The sequence below is a fragment of the Pseudomonas sp. ASL9 genome, from assembly GCF_056680335.1.
Genome location: NZ_CM155277.1, coordinates 2,285,628 through 2,310,565, shown reverse-complemented (window position 1 = coordinate 2,310,565; position 24,938 = coordinate 2,285,628). Strand labels below are relative to the sequence as shown.

The window sequence follows — 24,938 nt, the reverse complement described above, 5'->3', positions numbered from 1 at the left end:
CGCATCATACGGAGGAGCTTAGTACCTGTAAACCCCCGTGGTGAAAAATATTTTTGAAATAGCGAACGGAGATGGCGAATGGTGTCTTCGCGTTTCAATCCGGTATATGCCAAACTAAATATATATAGATAAGGTGAACTCATTCTAATGGCCGATTGGCAGTCCCTCGATCCCGAGGCCGCTCGTGAAGCGGAAAAATACGAAAACCCTATCCCCAGCCGTGAGCTGATTTTGCAGCATCTTGCCGATCGAGGGTCTCCGGCGAGTCGCGAGCAATTGGTGGAAGAGTTTGGCCTGACAACTGAAGACCAGTTCGAAGCCCTGCGTCGCCGCTTGCGCGCCATGGAGCGCGATGCTCAGTTGATATACACACGCCGGGGCACGTATGCCCCTGTGGATAAGCTCGACCTGATCCTTGGCCGTATCACCGGTCACCGTGATGGCTTCGGCTTCCTCATTCCGGATGATGGTACCGATGACCTGTTCATGAGCCCGGCGCAAATGCGTCTGGTGTTCGACGGTGATCGTGCACTGGCGCGTGTTTCTGGTCTTGATCGTCGAGGTCGTCGCGAAGGCGTGATCGTCGAAGTGATCTCCCGCGCTCACGAAACCATCGTTGGTCGCTACTTCGAAGAGAGCGGCATTGGTTTCGTCGTGCCTGACAATCCAAAGATCCAGCAGGAAGTGCTGATCACTCCGGGACGCAATTCCAGCGCCAAGATTGGTCAGTTCGTCGAGGTGAAAATTACTCACTGGCCGACGCCGCGCTTCCAGCCGCAAGGTGATGTGGTCGAAGTAGTGGGCAACTACATGGCGCCCGGCATGGAGATCGACATCGCCCTGCGCACCTACGACATCCCGCACGTCTGGCCTGAAGCGGTACTTAAAGAAGCCGCCAAGCTCAAGCCGGAAGTCGAAGAGAAAGACAAGGAACACCGCGTCGATCTGCGTCATCTGCCGTTCGTTACCATTGATGGCGAAGATGCCCGCGACTTCGACGATGCGGTCTTCTGCGAAGCCAGGCCTGGCAAGCTGCGTCTGTTTTCCGGTGGCTGGAAGCTGTACGTGGCCATCGCCGACGTATCGAGCTACGTCAAGATCGGTTCGGCGCTGGACGCTGAATCGCAAGTGCGTGGCAACTCGGTGTACTTCCCCGAGCGCGTGATTCCGATGTTGCCCGAGCAGCTGTCCAACGGCTTGTGCTCGCTGAACCCGCACGTCGATCGCCTGGCCATGGTCTGTGAGATGACCCTCTCCAAAACCGGTGAGATGACCGATTACCAGTTTTACGAAGCAGTCATTCACTCCCATGCTCGTCTGACCTACAACAAGGTCAGTGCAATCCTGGAACAGCCGAAAACCACTGAAGCCAAGGAATTGCGTAGCGAATACGCTGGCGTCGTGCCGCACCTCAAGCAGCTTTATGCGCTGTACAAGGTGCTGCTGAGCGCCCGCCATACCCGTGGCGCGATCGATTTCGAAACCCAGGAAACCCGGATCATCTTCGGCACTGAGCGCAAGATCGCCGAAATCCGGCCGACCACGCGTAACGATGCTCACAAGCTGATCGAGGAATGCATGCTGGCGGCCAACGTGGCCACGGCTGAATTCCTGAAAAAGCACGAAATTCCTGCCTTGTACCGCGTGCACGATGGTCCGCCGCCAGAGCGTCTGGAGAAACTCCGGGCTTTCCTCGGCGAGCTGGGTCTGTCGCTGCACAAGGGCAAAGACGGTCCGTCGCCGAAGGATTACCAGGCGCTGCTGGCAAGCATCAAGGATCGTCCGGATTTCCACCTGATCCAGACCGTGATGCTGCGCTCGTTGAGTCAGGCGGTGTACAGCGCGGATAACCAGGGTCACTTCGGCCTGAATTACGAGGCATACACGCACTTCACTTCGCCGATTCGTCGCTACCCGGACTTGCTCACGCACCGGGCTATCCGTAGCGTGATCCACTCCAAGCAAGACACCCCGCACGTTCGTCGTGCAGGTGCCATGACCATCCCGAAAGCGCGCATCTATCCGTACGATGAAGCGATTCTGGAGCAGTTGGGCGAGCAATGTTCCATGAGCGAGCGCCGTGCCGACGAGGCCACTCGCGACGTGGTCAACTGGCTCAAATGCGAGTTCATGAAAGACCGCGTGGGTGAGTCGTTCCCAGGTGTGATCACGGCGGTTACCGGTTTTGGTCTGTTCGTCGAGCTGACCGATATCTACGTCGAAGGTCTGGTGCACGTCACTGCCTTGCCGGGCGATTACTACCACTTCGATCCGGTCCATCACCGCTTGGCGGGCGAGCGTACAGGTCGTAGTTTCCGCTTGGGCGATACCGTTGAAGTGCGGGTCATGCGCGTCGATCTCGACGAACGCAAGATCGACTTCGAGATGGCTGAAAAAACCATCAGCGCACCGATTGGTCGCAAGCGTCGTGGCGCTGAACCTGCTGCCGTGGAAAAAGCTGCTGCGCCGGCCAAAGCGGGGCGCCGTGGCGCTTCGACCAAGGCTGCGCCAGTCGCTGAAGCTTATCGGCCAAGTGATGCTGCCGCGAAAAACGCGGAAGTGCGCAAAAGCCGAGAGCTGAAGCAGGCCTTGTTGGCAGAAGCGAAAGGTGGTGGAAAGGCGGCGTCGGGAAAGTCCAGTAAAGTGGATTCCGATTCGTCGCCCAAGTCATCCAAACCGAGCAAACACCGTAAGGGTCCGCCAAAATCGGGCTCGGCCCCCGCTGCGAAAAGCGGTGGGGTGCGTAAACCTAAGGCCAAGTCATGAGTCAGTTGGAAAAAATCTACGGCATGCATGCCGTAGAAGCGCTGTTGCGTCACCACCCAAAACGGGTCAAGCAAGTCTGGCTGGCTGAAAACCGCAATGATCCGCGGGTTCAGGTGTTGATTCAGCTGGCTAACGAGAACCGTGTGTCCGTAGGTCAGGCCGAGCGTCGCGAAATGGACGTCTGGGTCGAAGGCGTGCACCAGGGTGTGGTTGCCGAAGTCAGCCCGAGTCAGGTGTGGGGCGAAGCCATGCTCGACGAGCTGCTCGACCGTACCGAAGGCGCGCCGCTGATTCTCGTGCTCGACGGCGTGACCGATCCGCACAACCTCGGTGCGTGCCTGCGCACCGCCGATGCGGCCGGTGCACTCGCGGTTGTGGTACCCAAGGACAAGTCGGCGACGTTGACGCCGACGGTACGAAAAGTGGCCTGCGGCGCGGCGGAAGTGATTCCCCTGGTGGCGGTCACCAATCTGGCCCGTACCCTTGAGAAGCTTCAGCAGCGCGGCCTTTGGGTTGTCGGTACGGCGGGTGAGGCTGAGGTGGAGTTGTATCAGCAAGACCTGACCGGCCCAACGATTCTGATCATGGGCGCTGAAGGCAAAGGCATGCGTCGTTTGACCCGCGACCATTGCGACTATCTGGTGCGCCTGCCGATGGCTGGTAGCGTCAGCAGCCTGAACGTCTCCGTGGCGACGGGCGTGTGCCTGTTCGAAGCGCTGCGTCAGCGCAGCGTCAAGGCGGCGGCAACGGGTAAAAAAGGCTGATTTGATTTTTTTGTAGGAGCTGCCGAAGGCTGCGATTGACCGCGAAGTGGTCATGAGGCTTGTCTCGCGAAGGTCCTTTGGACCTTATCGCAGCCTTCGGCAGCTCCTACAGGGACCCGGTTTGCTGTGCGACAGCGCGGCGTCGAAGACGGGGCGGAATCTCCTACAGTTCTTGTCTAAGCATGGCTGAAGCTCCTGAGCGGCTCTCTGCTCAAATAATCACCAATTGCCTTGCACCTCTCCAAGCCCTTCTCTACAATTGCGCCCCTTGCTGTCACGGCAGGCGCTCATGTGCCTGTCCCTGAGCAAGACAAACAGTGTCATTCACTCCTTGTCTGACCGCTTTTTAGTTAGCGGCAGGCTACAACCCGTAAGGAGCATTCATGCGTCATTACGAAATCATCTTTTTGGTCCACCCGGATCAAAGCGAGCAAGTCGGCGGCATGGTTGAGCGTTATACCAAGCTGATCGAAGAAGACGGCGGCAAAATCCACCGTCTGGAAGATTGGGGCCGTCGTCAACTGGCCTATGCAATCAACAATGTTCACAAGGCTCACTACGTGATGCTGAACGTTGAATGCACCGGTAAAGCTTTGGCTGAACTGGAAGACAACTTCCGTTACAACGATGCCGTGATCCGTAACCTGGTCATCCGTCGCGACGAAGCCGTTACTGGCCAGTCCGAGATGCTCAAGGCTGAAGAAAACCGCAGTGAGCGCCGTGAGCGTCGTGACCGTCCTGAGCACTCCGACAGCGCCGATGGCGATGACGGCGACAACAGCGACGCCAGCGATAACGCTGACGAGTAATCCACGGACCTTTTGAGGAGCCAATTACATGGCACGTTTCTTCCGTCGTCGTAAATTCTGCCGCTTCACCGCTGAAGACGTGAAAGAGATCGATTACAAAGATCTCAACACTCTGAAAGCCTACGTATCCGAGACCGGCAAAATCGTTCCAAGCCGTATCACCGGTACAAAAGCACGTTATCAGCGTCAGCTGGCCACCGCTATCAAGCGTGCCCGCTTCCTGGCCCTGCTGGCCTACACCGACAGCCACGGCCGCTGAGACCAGGCAGTCGACAAAGTAGTAAGGGATAGAACGCATGCGCGCCATGGCTAATTTCATCATGCGCGGCCGCGTGCAGGCCACTCTCGTAGTGGTCGGATGTGCGGCGTTGCCGCTGTTGTTCTGGTTGAGTGCTGCCGCAGGATGCCTTGTGCTTCTGCGGCGCGGCTTGAGTGATGCCGTTGGCATCCTCGCCTGGGCTCTGCTGCCAGCTTTGGTCTGGTGGTATTTCGGTGAACCCCGCACGCTTATGGTGTTGTTGGGTTCGCTAGGGTTGGCAGCGTTGTTACGTGTCAGCCAGTCCTGGGTCCGCGTGCTGCTGGTCAGCGTGGCATTGGGGTTGTTGTATGCAGTAATCCTGGGTGCGGTTTTCCGCGAACCCATCGAAGCGATGGCGCTGGAGTTGCAAAAACTCCTGCCGCAAGTCCTCGATGGTCTCTACCAGCAGTTATCGGTAGAAGAGCGAGCGCGTCTGGGGGCACTGATTGCACCGGTCCTTAATGGCCTTATAGCGGCTTTGTTGCAGATCGTCAGTTTGTTGAGCCTGATCCTTGGGCGTTACTGGCAAGCGTTGTTGTACAACCCAGGTGGTTTTGGCAGCGAGTTTCGCAGCATAAGACTCCCGCGGGTGCCGGCGTTGGTGCTGCTGGTGTGCATGCTTCTGGGGCCGAATTTCGGTCCACAGATGGCGATGTTGACACCGTTGTGCAGCGTACCGCTGGTGTTTGCAGGGCTGGCCTTGATACATGGCCTGGTGGCTGGAAAGCACCTTGGCAGGTTCTGGTTGGTGGGGTTGTACGTAACGCTGTTGCTGTTTATGCAGCTGATCTATCCGTTGCTGGTGGTGTTAGCCATCGTCGACAGCCTGATTGATTTTCGCGGTCGTTTCGCGTCGAAAGATGTCGATAACGGATCTGCGGACGGTGAAGGTTAAAAGTTAAGAGGATTTTCACATGCAACTGATCCTTCTGGAAAAAGTCGCCAACCTGGGCAACCTGGGCGACAAAGTAAATGTTAAGGCCGGTTACGGTCGTAACTACTTGCTGCCGTACGGTAAAGCTACCGCTGCGACCGCTGCCAACGTGGCTGCGTTCGAAGAGCGTCGTGCTGACCTGGAAAAACTGGCTGCAGACAAAAAAGCTTCTGCCGAAACTCGCGCTGCCCAACTGGCTGAGCTGGAAGTGACTATCACTGCCACCGCCGGTGACGAAGGCAAGCTGTTCGGTTCGATCGGCACCCACGACATCGCTGATGCACTGACCGCCTCTGGCGTTGAAGTTGCAAAAAGCGAAGTTCGTCTGCCGAACGGCACTATCCGTAACATTGGCGAATTCGACGTAGCCGTGCATCTGCACAGCGACGTAGAAGCCACTGTACGCGTTATTGTTGTAGCGGCTTAAGCAACACTCAATCGTCTGGCGACTTGCTCGTCAGGCGGTTAACATCGGGCACGATCCTGTTCACAGGTCGTGCCTTTTGTCTTTCTGTTCCCCCTGATTCCGTGTGGCCATGAACGATATTTCCGCGCCTGAGCAATACGATCTGCAAACTGCTGCCCTCAAGGTACCGCCGCACTCCATCGAGGCCGAACAGGCTGTGCTCGGTGGTCTGATGCTGGACAACAACGCCTGGGAGCGCGTGCTCGATCAAGTGTCGGACGGCGATTTCTATCGACATGACCACCGCCTGATTTTCCGTGCTATCGCCAAACTGGCTGATCAAAACAGTCCGATTGACGTGGTCACCCTTGCCGAGCAATTGGACAAGGAAGGCCAGACCTCGCAGGTCGGCGGCCTGGGTTATCTCAGCGAACTGGCAAAAAACATTCCGTCGGTCGCCAACATCAAGGCTTACGCGCAGATCGTGCGTGAACGGGCGACCTTGCGGCAGTTGATCGGCATCAGTGCCGAAATCGCCGACAGCGCGTTCAATCCAGAAGGCCGTAGCGCCGCCGAGATTCTCGACGAGGCCGAGCGGCAGATCTTCCAGATTGCCGAAGCGCGTCCAAAAAGTGGCGGCCCGGTCAGCGTCAACGACCTGCTGACCAAAGCCATTGATCGCATCGACACGTTGTTCAACACCGACAACGCGATTACTGGGCTGTCTACCGGGTATACCGACCTCGACGAGAAAACCAGTGGCCTGCAACCGTCTGACCTGATCATTGTTGCGGGTCGTCCGTCGATGGGTAAAACCACATTCGCCATGAACCTGGTGGAGAACGCGGTTCTGCGTAGCGATAAGGTCGTCCTGGTCTATTCGCTGGAGATGCCAGGTGAATCGCTGATCATGCGTATGCTGTCGTCGCTGGGTCGCATCGACCAGTCCAAAGTCCGCGCCGGGCGGCTGGAAGACGACGATTGGCCACGCCTGACATCCGCGGTCAATCTGCTCAACGACCGCAAACTGTTTATCGATGACACCGCCGGCATCAGCCCTTCAGAGATGCGCGCGCGTACTCGTCGCGTGGTGCGTGAGCACGGCGAAGTTGGCCTGATCATGATCGACTACCTGCAATTGATGCAGATTCCGGGCTCTAGCGGTGACAACCGTACCAACGAGATTTCCGAGATTTCTCGCTCGTTGAAATCCCTGGCCAAAGAATTCGCCTGCCCAGTGGTCGCGTTGTCCCAGCTCAACCGTTCCCTGGAACAGCGTCCCAACAAGCGCCCGATCAACTCCGACTTGCGCGAATCCGGAGCGATCGAGCAGGATGCCGACGTGATCATGTTCGTTTACCGGGACGAGGTGTATCACCCGGAAACCGAGCATAAAGGCATCGCCGAGATCATCATCGGCAAGCAGCGTAACGGACCTATCGGTACGACGCGGCTGGCGTTCATCGGCAAATACACCCGTTTCGAGAACCTCGCGCCGGGCAGTTACAACTTCGACGACGATTGATCCGCGAGAGACTCACTCGCGGCAAGGCTGCTTGATTACGAACCGGTTTCGGCATGGGTCAGTGTCTCCCAAAGGTAGTGGAAATAGCCCCGTGCCGGACGTCGCTCTAGCAGCCAGCGTTGTGTTTCAGGCAGGGCTTGCTGCTTGCGATTGGCGAAGTGGTTGTACGCCACCTCAAGCGTTCCGTTCAGATCCCCTACCAGCTTGCCGTTGCACAGCCAGTCGGGCGTGACCTTTTCGTTCCGGTAGCGCGTGTGGAATTCCATGCCGTCGCGCAGTCGTTGCGATTGCTCTTCATACAGATCGATGCCTTGGATATAGGCGGTTTCGGCGACATTGATAAACGCCGCGAATCCATAGGCGGTGTGTTCAAGATCGCGGCAGGTTTCTTGAGCGTGCCCTGTGACGAACACAGTCTGGCCCTCCCAGTACGTGATCAGCTCGGCTTCTGTCTTGCTGCAATCAGGTGGCGCGATAGGCAAAGGGCCGTCGGCGCTTGAGTAAATGAAGGCTGGAAGCCGTTTGCGCCAGTCAGCGATGGCTTTTTCGTACAGTTGGCGATCATCAAGGAATACGCCGATATTGAGCTGCGCCTCGATACCGCTCGCTTGCCAGTTGCCGTAGTGACAGACGCCGATGCGCTGCGCGGCACCGCGTTGTATGTCGGGTAGATACTGGGTGAGCAGCATGTGTGAAAAACGCTCGATATCGACGTGCGCCCAAGCGTCGGAGCGATAGCGGATGATTTCCGCTGCTCGCGTCCAGAGTTGCGCGGACCATGAGGCTTGAAGCGGTGCGTTGGAGTGGGTATGCCCGCCTGCAAGTGTGCGGGCCCAGGCATTCATGATGGCGACGGCGTTCTCGGCATGCTTGCGTTCACCGCTATAGGACCACGCCAGAGCCTGTGTGTAAGCCGCCTGTGCATCGCGCACCTCATCCGAACAACCCTTGTCCGGCTTGGAAAACGGCCCGCATTCGACGGTTTTCCAGGGCGATGGTCGATAGTCTAGAGCGGCCAGGGGATCCGCCATCAATAGCACGTACGATGGTCGCCAGGGTGAGCGTCCTTGTTCGATGGCTTCCCGGACAAAATCCAGTCGCTGATTGTTCAGCAATATCCCTGGGTGAATGAATGCAGCTGAGTCGGCGGCAATGCTGTTCAGTGCGGCGCTGAAGGTGAGCCCTGCGAGCAGGACGGTGGAGCTGCGTTGTAGGTTCACGGCCTATATTCCCTGAATGATAAAACCCTGTCGGGCTGGCGATCCATGTCCTGCCGACGTGTCTGGAGCAACAGCTCGTGACTTCGGGTTAATCAGACATCGCTGTGGGAGGCAAGAAAAAAGCTGGGCTGCCACACCCGCTAGCGGGGCTGGCGTGGCGAGGGTCTATCGTTTAAAGCCGACCGTCGTAGTCGGAATTGGTTATTTTTTGTGCTATATTCCGCGACCGCGATTTTCTCGATAAAAATTGCCTCCCTGAACACCAACGCCGGTCATCGACATGCAAGCAGCCAAGCCATTATTTGACTATCCCAAGTACTGGGCCGAATGTTTCGGACCCGCGCCTTTCCTGCCCATGTGCCGGGAAGAAATGGATCAGCTTGGCTGGGATTCCTGCGACATCATCATCGTCACCGGCGATGCATACGTTGACCATCCGTCGTTCGGCATGGCGATCATCGGCCGGCTGCTGGAGTCTCAGGGCTTCCGCGTCGGGATCATCGCCCAGCCAAACTGGCAGTCCAAAGACGACTTCATGAAGCTCGGCGAGCCGAACCTGTTCTTCGGTGTCGCTGCGGGCAATATGGACTCGATGATCAACCGCTACACCGCCGACAAAAAAGTGCGCTCCGATGACGCGTACACGCCGGGCGGTATGGCCGGCAAGCGTCCGGACCGTGCCAGTCTGGTGTACAGCCAGCGCTGCAAAGAAGCGTATAAACATGTGCCGATCGTGCTGGGCGGTATCGAAGCCTCGTTGCGCCGCATCGCGCATTACGATTACTGGCAGGACCGGGTTCGCAACTCGATCCTGATCGACGCTTGCGCCGATATCCTGCTGTACGGCAACGCCGAACGCGCCATTGTCGAGGTGGCCCAGCGTCTGTCCTACGGTCACAAGATCGAAGACATCACCGACGTGCGCGGCACTGCATTCATTCGTCGCGACACGCCGCAAGGCTGGTACGAAGTCGACTCCACGCGTATTGACCGTCCGGGCAAGGTCGACAAGATCATCAACCCGTACGTCAACACCCAGGACACCCAGGCCTGCGCCATCGAGCAGGAAAAAGGTCCGGTGGACGATCCGCAGGAAGCCAAGGTTGTGCAGTTGTTGGCCAGCCCTCGGATGACTCGCGACAAGACGGTCATTCGTCTGCCGTCCATGGAAAAAGTCCGCGCTGACGCCGTGCTCTATGCTCACGCCAACCGCGTTTTGCACCTGGAAACCAACCCGGGCAACGCCCGCGCACTGGTGCAGAAGCACGGAGAAGTGGACGTCTGGTTCAACCCGCCACCGATTCCGATGACCACCGAAGAAATGGACTACGTGTTCGGCATGCCCTATGCGCGTGTTCCGCACCCGGCGTATGGCAAGGAGAAAATCCCGGCCTACGACATGATCCGTTTCTCGGTGAACATTATGCGTGGCTGCTTCGGCGGCTGTACCTTCTGCTCGATCACCGAGCACGAAGGGCGGATCATTCAGAACCGTTCCGAAGAGTCGATCATTCGCGAAATCGAAGAAATTCGCGACAAGGTTCCGGGTTTTACCGGCGTTATTTCCGACCTCGGCGGCCCGACGGCGAACATGTATCGCATCGCCTGCAAGAGCACCGAGATCGAGTCCGCCTGCCGCAAGCCGTCCTGCGTGTTCCCTGGCATTTGCCCGAATCTGAACACCGACCACTCGGCCCTGATTCAGCTGTACCGCAGCGCCCGTGCGTTGCCAGGCGTGAAGAAAATCCTGATCGCCTCCGGCCTGCGCTACGACCTGGCCGTCGAGTCGCCGGAGTACGTCAAAGAGTTGGTGACTCACCACGTTGGTGGTTACCTGAAGATCGCCCCGGAACACACCGAGGAAGGTCCACTCAACCAGATGATGAAGCCGGGCATTGGCAGCTATGACAAGTTCAAGCGCATGTTCGAGAAGTATTCGAAAGAAGCCGGTAAAGAGCAGTACCTGATTCCGTACTTCATCGCGGCTCACCCGGGCACCACCGATGAAGACATGATGAACCTGGCCCTGTGGCTCAAGGGCAACGGTTTCCGCGCCGATCAGGTGCAGGCGTTCTACCCGTCGCCGATGGCCACCGCCACCGCCATGTATCACTCGGGCAAGAACCCGCTGCGCAAAGTGACCTACAAGAGCGACTCGGTCACCATCGTTAAAAGCGAAGAGCAGCGCCGACTGCACAAGGCGTTCCTGCGCTACCACGACCCGAAAGGCTGGCCGACGCTGCGTGAAGCCCTTATACGCATGGGCCGCGCCGACCTGATTGGGCCAGGCAAGAATCAGTTGATCCCGCTGCATCAACCTGCGACTGATAGCTACGAGAGCGCCCGTCGCAAGAACTCGACGCCGGTCGGCAGCCACAAAGTCGCCAAGACCACGCTGATTCAGACCCAGCATACTGGCCTGCCACCACGCGCCAGCGATGGCGGCAACCCGTGGGACAAGCGCGAAGAGGCCAAAGCGGCGGCGTTTGCCCGCAACAAGCAAGCGACCAAAGAGCGTATCGAGGCCGCCAAAGGCGGCAAGAGCCAGCGCCCTGTGCGCAAGCCAGTGGTTCCGCGCTAAGCCATTCGCAGGCAAGCCTGTTCCCACAAGGATCTCATTGACCTGTGGGAGCAGGCTTGCAACTCCGCGTCCCGCTGCGAAGACTGCCTATCGGTCACAAAAGACCTTACTGACACTCCCCTCCGTAAAAATCCCTCCGTCTTGCCCTGTTTCTGTGCAACGCTTGCACCGCAGGTCAGGCATGGCGCTTTAATGGTGCCCCGCGCTGCTGCTGTACCAAGGAACCGCAGTATTTGCCCGGATGGCATAAGTCTTGCGCGGTTCCATTACCGTCCAGGCTCGCAGGAGGCACGCCGTGTCGATTCATATCGCCTTGCACCATGTCACGCATTACCGCTACGACCGCGCAGTAGAGCTGGGTCCACAGATCGTTCGACTCCGTCCGGCGGCTCATAGCCGTACGCGCATTTTGTCCTATGCCTTGAAAGTCCTGCCGGAGCAGCACTTCATCAACTGGCAGCAGGACCCTCAAGGTAATTACCTGGCCCGTCTGGTCTTCCCCGAAAAGACCAATGAATTACGCGTTGAAGTTGATCTGGTCGCCGAGATGGCGGTGTTCAACCCGTTCGACTTTTTTCTTGAGCCGTACGCGGAAAAAATCCCCTTTTCCTACGCCCGTGACGAACAGCGTGAGCTGGCGCCGTACCTTGAACAATTGCCACTCACGCCGAAGTTCGCAGCCTATCTGGCGAGCATCGATCGTACGCCGTTGCCTGCCATCGACTTTCTGGTGGCGCTGAACCAGTGCTTGAGCCAGGACATCGACTACCTGATTCGTATGGAGCCCGGCGTGCAGACGCCGGAATTCACCCTGGAAAACGCTTCCGGCTCATGCCGCGATTCGGCCTGGTTGCTGGTGCAGTTGCTGCGTCACTTGGGCATGGCCGCGCGCTTCGTGTCGGGGTACCTAATCCAGCTCAAGGCGGATGTCGAAGCACTCGACGGGCCGTCTGGCACCGATGTCGATTTCACCGATTTGCACGCGTGGTGCGAGGTGTATCTGCCCGGCGCTGGTTGGGTCGGACTTGATGCAACATCCGGTCTGTTCGCTGGCGAAGGCCATATTCCATTGGCATGCAGCCCCGAGCCGTCTTCTGCGGCGCCGATCAGTGGCTTGGTCGAGCCGTGCGAAACCGAGTTCACCCATGAAATGTCGGTCGAGCGCATCTGGGAAGCGCCTCGCGTCACCAAGCCGTACAGCGAAGAGCAGTGGCTGGCGATCCAGGCCCTCGGGCACCAGATCGACACCGATTTGATCGCTGACGATGTGCGCCTGACCATGGGCGGCGAACCGACGTTCGTTTCCATCGATGACCGCGACGGCGATGAATGGAACACCGCAGCGCTGGGGCCAGAGAAGCGCAAGCTCTCGGCCGAGCTTTATCAGCGCATGCGTAAGCACTACGCGCCGCTGGGGATCGTGCACTTCGGTCAAGGCAAGTGGTACCCCGGCGAGCAACTGCCGCGCTGGTCGCTGAACTGCTTTTGGCGCAAAGACGGCCAGCCTGTATGGCATAACAACGCACTGATTGCCGATGAAGGCGAAGACTACGGCGCCGATGGCGAGATGGCCGGACGTTTTCTCGCCAGCGTTGCCGGGCGCCTGAAGCTGCCGGGGCGTTTCGTTTTCCCGGCTTACGAAGACAATTTCTATTACCTGTGGCGCGAAGGCGCGTTGCCTCTGAATGTCAGTGCCGAGGATTCACGTCTCGATGACAAGCTGGAACGTGATCGCCTGCGTAAAGTCTTCGCCCAAGGTCTGGATAAGGTCATCGGCCAGGTGCTGCCGCTGACCCGCGCGACTGCTGGCGATGTATGGCAAAGCGGTCGCTGGTTCCTGCGTGACGAACATTGCCGACTGGTGCCGGGGGATTCGGCATTGGGTTACCGATTGCCGCTGGCCTCGCAACCGTGGGTCAAAGCGTCGGAATACCCGTTCATTCACCCGACTGACCATAACCAGGACTTCGCCGAACTGCCGAGCAGCGCTCAGGTGCAGTCGCAGTTGAGCGGCCTGACCGAGCAGGTCAACCTCAACGAAGAGCGTGAGCCCGAGACTGCGGAGTCGGCCCATTGGCTGACCCGTACCGCGCTGTGCGCTGAAGCACGGGAAGGGCGGTTGTACCTGTTCATGCCGCCGCTGGAGAAGCTGGAGGATTACCTTGAGCTGGTCGCTGCCATCGAAGCCACTGCCGAGGAGCTGCACTGCCCGGTATTGCTTGAAGGTTATGAACCCCCGAGTGATCCACGGCTGTCGAACTTCCGGATCACCCCTGATCCTGGCGTGATTGAAGTCAATGTGCAGCCTTCTGCCAGTTGGGATGAGTTGGTCGAACGCACCGAATTTCTCTATGAACAGGCGCGACTGACACGCCTGACCACCGAAAAATTCATGATCGATGGTCGCCACACCGGTACCGGCGGTGGTAACCACTTCGTCCTTGGTGGCGCGACCCCGGCGGATTCTCCCTTTTTGCGGCGTCCGGATTTGCTGCGCAGCCTGCTCAGCTATTGGCACAATCATCCCTCGTTGTCGTACCTGTTTTCCGGGTTGTTTATCGGCCCGACCTCGCAAGCGCCGCGTGTCGACGAGGCGCGCAACGACTCGTTGTACGAGCTGGAAATCGCCTTCGCACAAATGCCGGAACCCGGCGAGGAATGTGCGCCGTGGCTGGTGGATCGGCTGCTGCGAAACCTGTTGATCGATGTCACCGGCAACACGCACCGCGCTGAGTTCTGTGTCGACAAGCTCTATTCGCCGGATGGCGCAACGGGGCGTTTGGGCCTGCTGGAGCTGCGCGCTTTTGAAATGCCACCCCATGCCCGCATGAGTCTGGCCCAGCAGCTATTGCTGCGGGCGCTGGTCGCGCGTTTCTGGCGTGAGCCTTATGCACCCGGGAAGTTGGCGCGTTGGGGCACCGAACTGCACGACCGCTTCATGCTGCCGCACTTTATCGAGCAGGATTTTGCCGATGTCATCGTCGAGCTGAATGCCGCCGGTTATCCAGTGCGTGCCGAATGGTTTGCCGCGCATCTGGAGTTCCGGTTCCCGAAAGTCGGCGACTACGCGGTCAGCGGTATCGAACTGGAAGTGCGTCAGGCACTGGAGCCTTGGCATGTGCTGGGCGAAGAGGGGGCTGCGGGTGGTGCCGTTCGTTATGTCGACTCGTCGCTGGAACGTTTGCAGGTCAAGGTCAACGGCTTGCCGCCGCAGCGCTACATGCTGACCTGCAATGGCATCGCGGTGCCACTGCAACCGACAGGGCGTGTCGGCGAGTTCGTCGCGGGTGTGCGTTATCGCGCCTGGCAACCGTCCAATTGTTTGCAGCCGACCATTCCGGTGCACGCGCCGCTGGTGTTCGACCTGCTCGACACGTGGATGCAACGTTCGCTGGGAGGGTGCGAGTATCATGTCGCGCATCCAGGCGGGCGTAATTACGAGACGTTGCCGGTGAATGCCAACGAAGCCGAAAGCCGGCGTCTGTCGCGTTTTTTCCGTATCGGTCATAGCGCCGGCAAGCTGCACGTGCCGTTGTTGAGCATTAATGATGAACTGCCCATGACGCTGGATATGCGTCGCCATTAAAACAAGCCCATTCAGGGAGATCTCACGCGCAGGGTTTACCCATACGCGTGATATCTGTCTGCACTAATCTGACGTCTTTTGTTGTCTGCCGAGCCCTTCATGCCCGACCTGCTTGTCCGTTATCCGCTCACTGCGGGCACTTATCACGAGATGCTGGATGTCAGCGGCGCTGTTCGCCCACATTGGCAGCGTCTGTATGAGCATCTGCAACGCAGCACGCCCGCACAATTAATGCAGCGGCAGGCGTTGCTCACGCGTCAGATTCAGGAAAACGGGGTGACCTACAACGTCTACGCCGATCCAAAAGGCGCAGACCGGCCCTGGGAGCTGGATCTGCTGCCGCATCTGATACCCGCTCAGGAATGGCAGCACGTCGCCGCAGGCATCGCTCAGCGGGCGCGGTTGCTCAATGCGGTGCTGGCCGACCTGTACGGCCCTCAACAGTTGATCGCCGACGGTTTGCTGCCGGCGGAGCTGGTGTTCGGGCATAACAATTTTCTGTGGCCGTGTCAGGGCATGAGGCCGCCCGAAGGCACGTTCCTGCACATGTACGCCGTGGATCTGGCCCGCAGCTCTAATGGCCGGTGGTGGGTAACCGCCGACCGTACTCAGGCGCCCTCGGGTGCCGGTTATGCGCTAGAGAACCGGCAAATCGTCTCGCGCGCGTTCCCGGACATGTACCGCGACTTGCAGGTGCAGCATCTGTCGAGCTTTTTCCGCGCCTTGCAGGAGACGCTGGTGCGCCAGGCGCCCAGCGACAAAGAGGCGCCTCTGGTGGTGCTGTTGACCCCCGGCCGCTTCAACGAAAGCTACTTCGAACACCTTTATCTCGCTCGCCAACTGGGTTATCCACTGGTAGAAGGCGGCGATCTGACGGTGCGCGACGCCACGGTCTACCTGAAAACGCTCAGTGGCCTGCGTCGGGTTCACGCGATCATGCGTCGGCTCGATGATGACTTCTGCGATCCGCTGGAATTGCGCACCGACTCTGCGCTGGGCGTTCCCGGCTTGCTGGAAGCGGTGCGCCAAGGACGCGTGCTGGTCGCCAATGCCTTGGGCAGCGGCGTTCTGGAGTCTCCCGGCTTGCTGGGTTTTCTGCCGAAAATCAATGAGCACCTGTTTGGTGAAAAATTGATCCTCCCGTCCGTGGCCACCTGGTGGTGTGGCGAGCCTCCGGTGCTGGAGCAGGCACTGGCAAAACTCCCAGAACTGCTGATCAAGCCGGCGTTCCCGTCACAAAGTTTCACACCGGTGTTTGGCCGCGATTTGAATGCCGAGCAGCGACAGGCATTAGCGCAACGGATGCGGGCTCGGCCTTACGCTTATGTTGCGCAAGAACTGGCGCAGCTGTCCCACGCGCCGGTCTGGCACGCTGACAGCGGTCAGTTGCAGCCTCGGGCGATTGGGATGCGGGTGTACGCCGTCGCCAGCGCAGACGGTTATCGGGTGCTGCCGGGCGGATTGACCCGGGTGGCGGCGCAAGCCGATGCCGAGGTGGTGTCGATGCAGAGCGGCGGGGCGAGCAAGGACACTTGGGTGTTGGGTGAGCGGGTCTATGGTGTCGAACCGTGGAAAGGTCAGCGCGCCCTCGGTGTGCGCGACCTGATCCGTCGAGACCCTTATCTGCCATCGCGGGTGGTGGAGAATCTGTTCTGGTTCGGCCGCTATTGCGAGCGTTGCGATGTCAGTGCGCGGTTGCTGCGGATCATGCTGGCGCGCTATGTCGATGGCGATGACCCTTTGGCCCTGCAAGCGGCGGTGAAGCTGGGCGAGAGCCTGCACCTGCTGCCAGACGAGGAAGAAGGGGGCGAGCTGCACGAGCGTTTGCTCGCGGCACTGTTGGGCGAAGACTGGTCATTCAGCCTGCGTGCCAACCTGCAACGTCTGCAGTGGGCGGCATCGCAAGTGCGCGGCAAGCTGTCGCGAGAAAACTGGCAGGCATTGGTTGAGCTGCAACGCGAAGCCATGAGTCTGGAAACCGACGAGCCCGATTTTGGCGAACTGCTGGATTTCCTCAATCGTCTGGTGATGTCGCTGGCAGCCTTGTCCGGCTTTGCTCTGGACGACATGACCCGCGATGAAGGCTGGCGCTTTTTGATGATCGGTCGGCGCATCGAACGTCTACGGTTTCTCAGCACCAGCCTGGCGGCATTCCTGCGCGATGCTGCGGTTAACGATGACGCGGGCCTGGAATGGTTGCTGGAGCTGGGCAACAGCAGCATCACGTATCGCTCGCGTTACCTGGCGGTGCCGCAACTGATTCCGGTGCTCGACCTGCTGTTGCTCGATGAGCAAAACCCGCACGCGGTGTTATTCCAGCTGAAGCTGGTGTCGCGTTCGCTGGCCCGTTTGAACGATGACTTCGGCGCGCCCCGTGATGCCAGTCTGCCGTTGCTGATCAAGCGTCTGTCGATCTTCGACCTTGGCAGCCTGGAGAATCCATTGTTCGGCCAAAGCAGCGTGCGCGCTGTACTCAATGGTCTGGCCGATTTGCTGCAGAGCATCGGTGAGGCCAGCGGCCAAGTATCGGACCGATTGGCCCTGCGCCATTTTGCCCACGTCGATGATGTTAGCCAGCGCACGGTATCCGTCTGATGAGTGCCCATTACCAGATTCTTCACGACACTCACTACGAATACGACAGCCCGGTGTCTCTGGCGCAGCAATTGGCGCATTTGTGGCCACGGCCTTGCCCCTGGCAGCGTTGCACCGAGCAGCAATTGCTGATCACGCCAACGCCGACCTCTCGGCGGGACGAACTGGATGTGTTTGGTAACCCGCTTACGCGTCTGGCGTTCGAAAGACCGCATGATGAATTGAAGGTCAGCGCGCGATTGCGGATCGAAGTGCTGGCCCGGCCGCCGCTGGACTTTCGCGAGTCCGCCGGTTGGGAGGCCACGCGAAGCGCGTTGACCTACAGCGGGCGGCCGATGTCGCCGGCGATTCTTGAAGCGTGCCGGTTCCGTTTCGAGTCGCCCTATGTGCATTTGAAACAAACCTTCGTCGATTTCTCTGAAAGCTGTTTTGCCCTCGATCAGCCGCTATTGCTGTGCGCGCAGGCGTTGATGGAGAAAATTTTCAGTGAGTTCACCTTCGATGATGAGGCCACTCAGGTGGCAACGCCGCTGGTTGAGGTGCTGGAAAATCGACGCGGGGTGTGTCAGGACTTTGCTCACTTGATGCTTGCCTGTCTGCGCTCACGCGGCCTCGCGGCACGCTATGTCAGTGGCTATCTGCTCACTCAGCCGCCGCCGGGTCAGCCACGAATGATCGGTGCGGACGCTTCGCATGCCTGGATTTCGGTATTTTGTCCGGTGCTGGGTTGGGTCGACTTTGATCCGACCAACAATGTGCAGCCTGCGTTGGAGCACATCAGCCTGGCCTGGGGCCGGGATTTTTCCGATGTGTCGCCGTTGCGTGGGGTGATTCTGGGGGGCGGCAGCCATGACCCGGAGGTTCGCGTGACGGTGATGCCAGTCAGCGCTCAGGGTAATCAACTGTCGTGAAGGTGCTTAGAAGGTGGGAGGCCATGGTCTGTCGCTTGAGCGACAGACGTGGCGTACGGGCTTCGTCGATTGGCGAAGCCCCGCAGGTTCAGCTGGCAGGCGTTTGCTCTGGAGTCGCCTCAGCATCGTCGGCAGGCTCTTGGCCTTCAACGGCTTCGCCTTCCACGCCGGTTTCAGTCAGGGCAGCATTCTTTTTCTGCAGCTTTTCCTCTTTCTTCTGCTCTTTTGCCAGATCTCTCTGACGTTTGGCGAAGGAATAGTTAGGTTTAGCCATGGGCGGTCCTCTGTATAAGGCGGGAAATGCCGCTATTCTGCCTGAGAACGGGGTCGGGCACACGGCGTTGTGTACTCAACGGTCTCTGCACGACTTTTGACCTGCTGATCAGGTCGGCTTTTGGTCTGCCCACTTTGGCGCCGCAAGGGGTATCCAGGCATCAAGGGCGTCCAGCAGTTCGCTCGGCGACTCGCTGACCTGCAGCATGCCGCGGTGCGGCTCGCGGACGAAACCTTCGCTGACCAAGTGGTCGAGAAAACCGGTCAGTTTGCTGTAGAAGCCGTTCACTTCCATCAGGCCCAGCGGTTTGGCGTGATAGCCCAGTTGGCCCCAGGTCCAGACTTCGAACATCTCTTCCAGCGTACCCAAGCCGCCCGGCAAGGCGATAAAGGCATCGCTCAGCTCTGCCATACGCGCTTTGCGGGCGTGCATGCCATCGACGACTTCCAGGCGGGTCAGGCCTTCGTGGCCCACTTCAGCATTTTTCAGGCTTTGAGGAATGATCCCGATCACTTCGCCGCCCGCCGCCAAGGCGGCATCGGCCACGATACCCATCAGGCCGACGGCACCGCCGCCATAGACCAGGGTCAGCTTACGTTCAGCCAGCGCACGACCCAGCGCAATGGCGGCTTCGCGGTAGGCGGGGTGGGTGCCGGTACTGGCACCGCAAAATACACATACAGACGTTAAAGACATTGCTTACTCCAGGGTCATCGACGCTCACAGAGTAAGGGCTCGGACAGATCAGTCCAAGCGCCAGTCGCGCCCGGGTTAATCGTAATGGCGCTCATAGGTACCGCTGGCGCCACAGGCATATGCAGCAAACAAGCTGCGAAACAGGCTGTTGAGGTGCATGATGTGTGCTCCAGAGAGTGATGATGGCCCATGTTATGGCACCGCCACTCGCCTGGTTGGTTGATTGTGTTGATGACGTCGATAGCTGCAGCCCATGGCATGCGTTGCATTGACGCAGATCATTGGAACTTGACCGCAGATCAGGCAGTCTTCCGCCGGACAGTTTTCTTCAAAAAATTACCCTGCCTTGGAGATTCACCATGCTTCGTAAACTTGTTGCTGTATCCCTGCTGACGTTAGCCAGTAGCCACCTGTTAGCGGCAGAGTGCAAGGTCGACATCGATTCCACGGACCAGATGTCCTACAGCACTAAAGAAATCACTGTCGACAAAACCTGCAAGACGTTCACCGTTAATCTGACCCACTCCGGCAGCATGGCAAAAGCAGTCATGGGCCATAACTGGGTATTGGCCAAAGAAGCTGATGCGCAGCCCATCGCTACCGACGGTATTGCCATGGGTGTCGACAAGAACTACCTGAAAGACGGCGATGCTCGCGTCATTGCCCACACCAAAATCATTGGTGCTGGCGAAAAAGATTCGGTGACCTTCGATGTGTCGAAGCTCAATGCTGGACCGTACGCGTTCTTCTGCACATTCCCAGGCCACATCAGCATGATGAAAGGCACTATCACGCTTAAGTAATAAGCGTTTTAAGCAAGCACCATAGCCCGACCCTGCGTCGGGCTATGACGCTTCAGCCATTTTTAACGTCATGCGAATGGTTTTTCCCGCCAGTTCATTGCAGCTCACTGCGCCTCCCGGGCGACGGTGCCTGCGCTGATCTCCGACAAGTGTCCACGTACGGTTGGCGGCATGGCAGGTCATGAGCGATTGCAGGTTTTCCTCCTTGGGTCACTTCAGTTGTGTTGACTGAACGAACCATCCACCGTGTTGTAGTTTTTGGTTGTTCATGACGGGGACTCGCTGGGAAAACCAGCAGCGTGTCGGCAGGGCTAAATCCGCCGCACTTTGTCTTAGCGCGGGCCGATCTGCCGGCAAGTTGGACAAGTCGTCGCAGAGGGATTCAATCTGATCCTTCAGCAAGCCGCGAGTGATGAATACCAGCCGGCTACACCCGTCGGCAAACGCCCCTTCCTTTGGCCACGCAGGCAGACGTACGGGCGGATAAGCAACGTCTTGCACACACTGCACGACCAATGGGCGCGGGTCATCTGCAGCCAGCATCAAGCCTTTGACGCGCAACAAGTGTTTACCGTATTTACGCAGTATGTGTCCCATTACCAGTGAGAATCCGAACCAAGGGACTTCCTGGGTAAAGCGCACGACAAAACTGTGAGTCTCGTCGGTGTGATGCCGAGTGAGTGGGGGTAAATGAAGGCGCTGGACGCTGCTGTGGTCTTGATCGCTATCGTTACTGACACGTGTCAAATCAAGGTCTGCCACAAGCGGAATGTGGGGTGTTCCCATCCAGTTCGGCAGGCTGACTTTCTGAAGGTGCGAACGCCCATACAGGCCGTTGCCCGCTAACACGTCCAGAGGCGCCTGCCCCCTGCGCACCAGCGTTTGAACCGCGTGTGCGTTGAGTTGTGAAAGGCTGGCTTGCAGCGCCTCCACTGCCTGGGTTCCTGCGAGGTCGCACTTGGTGATCAAGAGGCGATCCGCCGCCACAATTTGCCGTGTGGTTTCTGAGTAGTGTTCAAGCTGTTCATGCCCATGCATCGCAGAAACAGTCGTGACGACGCCATCGCACAAATAACGGGCTCTGACGAAAGCATCCTCCATCAAGGTGTAAATGATCGGCACCGGGTCGGCCAGACCGGTGGTTTCGATGATGACGCGGGTGATGGGCGCAATGTCCTGACGCGCGCTACGCTCGGACAAGGATTTGAGGGCGCCAATCAGATCGCCTTGGGTGCGGCAGCACAGACAGCCTGAATCCAGAAGCACGATCTGATCACTGACATGGTCCACCAAGTGATGATCAATGCCGACATCGCCGAACTCATTGACCAGCAGCGCAACGCCCGACATGCCAGGCTGGCTTGCCCAGTGGTTGAGCAGTGTGGTCTTGCCCGAGCCGAGGAAGCCGGTCAGTACGGTGACAGGCACACGGTCTATTGCTTCTTTTTTAGGGGTGCTGGTGACAAGAGAAAGAGCAGGCGTAGGGGTCTTCATGATTGGAATAGTCTCCAAAAGCCGATCATACGATTGTTGTTATTAATGGCGTGTCCCCACGGGCCCGATACCGGCCAGACTCGTGGGGCGACGCTGTATCGATGCAACTCAGGCCCGCTTGCGCAACAACTCCAGGGTCTCCAGTACTGACTCGGGATGCAGCCCGGGATCGACCGATGCAAAGTAAAACTCACCGTCAGCCAGAGGGTGGGGAGGGCTGTGAGTAAACTCGGCGCTGATGTCCCGTCCTTTGGACGACACGCCCGTGCCCCGCACGCCCTGTGCAATCACCGCATCGAAGTCCTCCAGTCTGCGGCTGGGCACGGGCGTGCCCGGAGGCAAGCGCAGGGCGAGCGACCAGCGATAATGCCGCGCAACGTTGACGACAGAACTGTAGCGTTCCAGGTCGGCGGCGCTGAAGGCTGTATCGCCTGCGGCTTCCTCGAGTAGCACACCGCTCACCGGCTTGGTGGAGACGGCGCGCAGCAGGTCGGCCAGGTAAATGCTGGCATCCTCTACGGTGTCGGCATCGGGCGCTTCGTCAGGTTGATTGGCCAGCCGGTTGGCATGGCTCAGCCAATGCCGTGGCGAAGGCATCGCCAGCACGAGCGGTACCCGTCCACGCAGGTGGGAATCGACCGCGTCGATGACTTCGGCGAGCAAGGCTTTAGGCTCCTCTTCTGCCAATAGGGCGCGTAACGCGGTGGTGGGCCGACGGCGCTTGCCCAGGCGGCTTTCCAGCCCACCGTTGCGGGCGATCCAAGCGTCAAAAAGCTCGCCTACTTCAAGGATCGCTACCTCCGGTTTGAGCAGCCCGTGCGACTGGGAAAACCAGGCGAGAAAACTCGCCGCATGGGTCCATACATCGGCCTCCGCAGAGCCTTGAAGCAGCCTCCGTGTATAGGCGGATGATTTAAGCCATAAGCGTATGGCCCCGTTGCCTGCCGGTTTGGGCAACTGCTCGGCAAATGGCGTGCTCATCTTTTTTCATCCATCGACGCCCCGACAGCTGAAAGCCGCGCTTCCAGCTCTTCGATACGTACATCTTTGGGATGGCGCATGTAGTTGGGCATAGGCTCGTTGGCCCGGCGGGTTTTGTCCGGGGTGCCCATGTAGAGTATGTCTGCATCGTCCCCCCAGCAGCCGAAGTAGGGCAGGTGAGCCGGTGGTTTGGGTTTGTTCCAGGTCTTGATGAACTCCGCATAGGGAATACCCCGGGAGAGCCGGTCCTTGCGTTCGTTGTCGCGCAGCACCTGGGTGGCCTTATGGTCGACAATCAGCGTATCGGGAGCGATCTTAACCTTGTACAGACGTTCGGCCACGCCATGTGAGATCAGGTCTTCTTCCAGGTCTTTAACGATCAATGCGGGGTCCCGTTCCAGCAGGTCGCCGTAGCCTGCGCCAGCCCCTTGGGCAATCATGAACAGCTCGCCCCGGTTGGATATTTCAAAGCCCATGCCCATGTGGTGCGTGGTGTAATCGGCCCCCTCGAAGGATTGCTCGTTCATGATCTCCTCGATGGAGTGCTTGAACTTTTCCGGTTCATTAAGCAGAACATCGTAAACGTCCACGCCTTTGACTTTGGATAGCGGATAGGTGCCGCAGGCATACCCGCCGAAGAGTCCCTGGAGCGGTGGAACCTTGGCGCCCTGGGCGGTGGTCATGAAGCCCCACTCTTCGCTGTCCTTGGTGGCCACAATCATGGTGTAGCCCTGCCCACCCCGATATTTACCCGGCGCGATGGCATCGCGGGTCATTTTCTTGGAGACCAGTTGCAGGAATGGCACGTCTTCTTCGTTGAGTTCTTGCTCGCCGACGTCGGCCATCGTGGCAAAGATAGGTTGCAAGCCTGGCTCGCCATCCATGTCCACGCGTGCTCCGCCGCCCATGCCATTGAGGTCGGCACACAGGTTGCCGAGCGTTTCGCCATGCTGGCTGACGCCACCCCAGATAAAGGTGTTGATCATGTTGAAGCTAGGGGCATGGACCTTGGTGTACTTCTCCGGGCAGCTATAGAGGAATTTGGCGACGGCATGTTGGCCCGCCGTGAACCCGGTGAAGATGGACATCAGGCTCTGCGAGTTGGGCGCGTTGTAAGACGAGTTGAGAATGGAGTAGGGGTCGGTGACGACCTCGATAGGTGCAAAGGCCGCTTGTCCACGCGGCAGGTCGGGCCATATGTAGCACATGACCAACTGCGAGAGCATGCCCTTGAGCCCGGCCAGAACCGTGTTGGTGGGACGGTTGGTAAACTCCGGTGCCGAACCCCGGAAGTCGAAGATCAGTCGATCGCCCTTCTTGGTCAGTTGGCAGTTGATTTTGGCGATACAGTTTTCGCGCAACGTGGAGTCTTGAATGATGTAGGTCCGCACGGTCATGTCCGGCCATTCGCTGATGCGGCGTTTGACTTCGGTGCGCACGTTTTCCATGGTCAGGCGCAGGGTCGCGATCAGTGCATCCGGGCCGTCAGTCTTGAGCACGTCTTCGATACGCTGCTTGATGCGCAGGCAGCCGTAGAGTTTGACCTTCATGTCCTCGTACTGGAGCTTGGGTTCGCGTACCGAGTTTTGCAGGAAGGTCAGCAGGTCGCGTTTTATCTGGTAGTTTTCAACCACTTTGAACGGGCTCATTTTCAGCCCTTCGTCACTCGGGCTTTCTGCCATGGACGGCATGCCGCCGGGCTCGATGGCACCGTTTTCCCCTTCATGAACCGTGGCGGCCACCCAGCACACCAGCTTGCCGTCATGGAAGATGGGCAGAATCATGCTCTGGTCGGTGTTATGCACGTTGCCATAGCGCGAATCGTTGTGAATAAAACCATCGCCCTCGCGTACGCCCACCGTGGGTTCGTTGATCCAGTTCTTGATAATGAACTTGATGGGGTGGTGCACCAGCGCTGAAAACAGCAGCACACCGCCGGCGCTGGCGATGGCCAGATCCCCGGATGCGGAGTAGACGCCGGTGATGACGTCGCCCCATTTAGCACCGGGCGCGGCACCCATCTGTTCGACCATCTCGTAGCCTTCATCACAACCGGATTGGAGTCGGTCACGAATCTTGGCGATGGTGTGGGCATCACAGTCTTTACGGATGCTGATGTCTTCTTGTTCCGAGCGAGGCATCAAATCATGGTTGTTCATGATTTCCGGGTCAGGGGCGAGGAACAGCGTCGTGTCTTCAAGGAATTTCTTGATGAGCGCCGCATCTGCTGCACTGGGTGTCAGGCTAGGGACTTTGATAGCAAGATCGTTCATGTCTAGATCCTTTCTTGAGTTC

Annotated in this window: 18 protein-coding genes; 12 read left to right on the top strand and 6 right to left on the bottom strand. The window is 58.6% G+C overall.

What is annotated here, in order from left to right; genetic code table 11:
* Window positions 1-147: 147 nt before the first annotated feature.
* The 7 genes from rnr (at window position 148) to dnaB (ending at window position 7,502) form a co-directional block, all read left to right on the top strand.
* Window positions 148-2,766 carry a ribonuclease R gene (rnr, locus tag AC1ME2_RS10660; RefSeq protein ID WP_480440994.1) on the top strand — a complete coding sequence of 873 codons (2,619 nt, stop codon included), beginning with the start codon at window positions 148-150 and terminating at the stop codon, window positions 2,764-2,766.
* Window positions 2,763-3,530: a 23S rRNA (guanosine(2251)-2'-O)-methyltransferase RlmB gene (rlmB, locus tag AC1ME2_RS10655; protein ID WP_480440991.1), complete on the top strand. Its 768-nt coding sequence runs from the start codon at window positions 2,763-2,765 to the stop codon at window positions 3,528-3,530. Before rnr ends, rlmB begins: the two co-directional genes overlap by 4 nt.
* A gap of 383 nt (window positions 3,531-3,913) precedes the next feature.
* A complete protein-coding gene (gene rpsF, locus AC1ME2_RS10650; RefSeq protein WP_020293663.1) occupies window positions 3,914-4,339 on the top strand; it encodes a 30S ribosomal protein S6 in 426 nt (141 codons plus the stop codon).
* Between the two features lie 28 nt (window positions 4,340-4,367).
* The gene (gene rpsR, locus AC1ME2_RS10645) at window positions 4,368-4,598 is read left to right on the top strand and encodes a 30S ribosomal protein S18 (RefSeq protein ID WP_002551829.1); all 231 of its coding nucleotides are present in this window, start codon (window positions 4,368-4,370) and stop codon (window positions 4,596-4,598) included.
* Between the two features lie 37 nt (window positions 4,599-4,635).
* Complete coding sequence (locus AC1ME2_RS10640) at window positions 4,636-5,532, top strand: hypothetical protein (protein WP_480440989.1); 897 nt, start codon at window positions 4,636-4,638, stop codon at window positions 5,530-5,532.
* A 19-nt stretch (window positions 5,533-5,551) separates the two neighbouring features.
* Window positions 5,552-5,998 (top strand): 50S ribosomal protein L9, encoded by a 447-nt coding sequence (gene rplI / locus AC1ME2_RS10635; RefSeq protein ID WP_480440988.1) that lies wholly within the window; start codon window positions 5,552-5,554, stop codon window positions 5,996-5,998.
* A gap of 109 nt (window positions 5,999-6,107) precedes the next feature.
* Window positions 6,108-7,502, top strand: coding sequence for a replicative DNA helicase (dnaB, locus tag AC1ME2_RS10630; RefSeq protein ID WP_480440987.1), 1,395 nt, complete (start codon window positions 6,108-6,110; stop codon window positions 7,500-7,502).
* A gap of 35 nt (window positions 7,503-7,537) precedes the next feature.
* Here dnaB and AC1ME2_RS10625 read toward each other — a convergent pair whose 3' ends face one another.
* Entirely contained in the window at window positions 7,538-8,722 is a 1,185-nt protein-coding gene (locus AC1ME2_RS10625) for an alginate lyase family protein (protein ID WP_480440986.1), read from the bottom strand.
* A gap of 280 nt (window positions 8,723-9,002) precedes the next feature.
* Between AC1ME2_RS10625 and AC1ME2_RS10620 the strand changes: the two genes are divergently transcribed.
* From AC1ME2_RS10620 to AC1ME2_RS10605, 4 genes are all read left to right on the top strand, one after another.
* Complete coding sequence (locus AC1ME2_RS10620) at window positions 9,003-11,303, top strand: YgiQ family radical SAM protein (RefSeq protein WP_480440983.1); 2,301 nt, start codon at window positions 9,003-9,005, stop codon at window positions 11,301-11,303.
* A gap of 295 nt (window positions 11,304-11,598) precedes the next feature.
* Window positions 11,599-14,889: a transglutaminase family protein gene (locus tag AC1ME2_RS10615; RefSeq protein ID WP_480440981.1), complete on the top strand. Its 3,291-nt coding sequence runs from the start codon at window positions 11,599-11,601 to the stop codon at window positions 14,887-14,889.
* Between the two features lie 99 nt (window positions 14,890-14,988).
* On the top strand, window positions 14,989-17,484 hold the full coding sequence (locus AC1ME2_RS10610) for a circularly permuted type 2 ATP-grasp protein (protein WP_480440980.1): 2,496 nt from the start codon (window positions 14,989-14,991) through the stop codon (window positions 17,482-17,484).
* Window positions 17,484-18,395, top strand: a complete 912-nt coding sequence (locus AC1ME2_RS10605; protein WP_480440979.1) for a transglutaminase family protein — start codon at window positions 17,484-17,486, stop codon at window positions 18,393-18,395. Before AC1ME2_RS10610 ends, AC1ME2_RS10605 begins: the two co-directional genes overlap by 1 nt.
* Window positions 18,396-18,483: 88 nt before the next feature.
* Here the strand turns inward: AC1ME2_RS10605 and AC1ME2_RS10600 are convergent, their stop codons facing one another.
* Together AC1ME2_RS10600 and AC1ME2_RS10595 are read right to left on the bottom strand one after the other, a co-directional pair.
* On the bottom strand, window positions 18,484-18,669 hold the full coding sequence (locus AC1ME2_RS10600) for a hypothetical protein (RefSeq protein ID WP_480440976.1): 186 nt from the start codon (window positions 18,667-18,669) through the stop codon (window positions 18,484-18,486).
* 108 nt (window positions 18,670-18,777) lie between these two features.
* Entirely contained in the window at window positions 18,778-19,365 is a 588-nt protein-coding gene (locus AC1ME2_RS10595) for an LOG family protein (protein WP_480440974.1), read from the bottom strand.
* Between the two features lie 359 nt (window positions 19,366-19,724).
* Between AC1ME2_RS10595 and azu the strand changes: the two genes are divergently transcribed.
* Window positions 19,725-20,168 (top strand): azurin, encoded by a 444-nt coding sequence (gene azu / locus AC1ME2_RS10590; protein WP_480440973.1) that lies wholly within the window; start codon window positions 19,725-19,727, stop codon window positions 20,166-20,168.
* A gap of 210 nt (window positions 20,169-20,378) precedes the next feature.
* Here the strand turns inward: azu and AC1ME2_RS10585 are convergent, their stop codons facing one another.
* The 3 genes from AC1ME2_RS10585 to AC1ME2_RS10575 form a co-directional block, all read right to left on the bottom strand.
* The gene (locus AC1ME2_RS10585; protein ID WP_480440972.1) at window positions 20,379-21,662 is read right to left on the bottom strand and encodes a CobW family GTP-binding protein; all 1,284 of its coding nucleotides are present in this window, start codon (window positions 21,660-21,662) and stop codon (window positions 20,379-20,381) included.
* 108 nt (window positions 21,663-21,770) lie between these two features.
* On the bottom strand, window positions 21,771-22,643 hold the full coding sequence (locus tag AC1ME2_RS10580; RefSeq protein ID WP_480440971.1) for a hypothetical protein: 873 nt from the start codon (window positions 22,641-22,643) through the stop codon (window positions 21,771-21,773).
* Window positions 22,640-24,916, bottom strand: coding sequence for a hydantoinase B/oxoprolinase family protein (locus tag AC1ME2_RS10575; protein WP_480440969.1), 2,277 nt, complete (start codon window positions 24,914-24,916; stop codon window positions 22,640-22,642). The genes AC1ME2_RS10580 and AC1ME2_RS10575 overlap by 4 nt, the downstream gene beginning before the upstream one ends.
* Window positions 24,917-24,938: the final 22 nt, after the last annotated feature.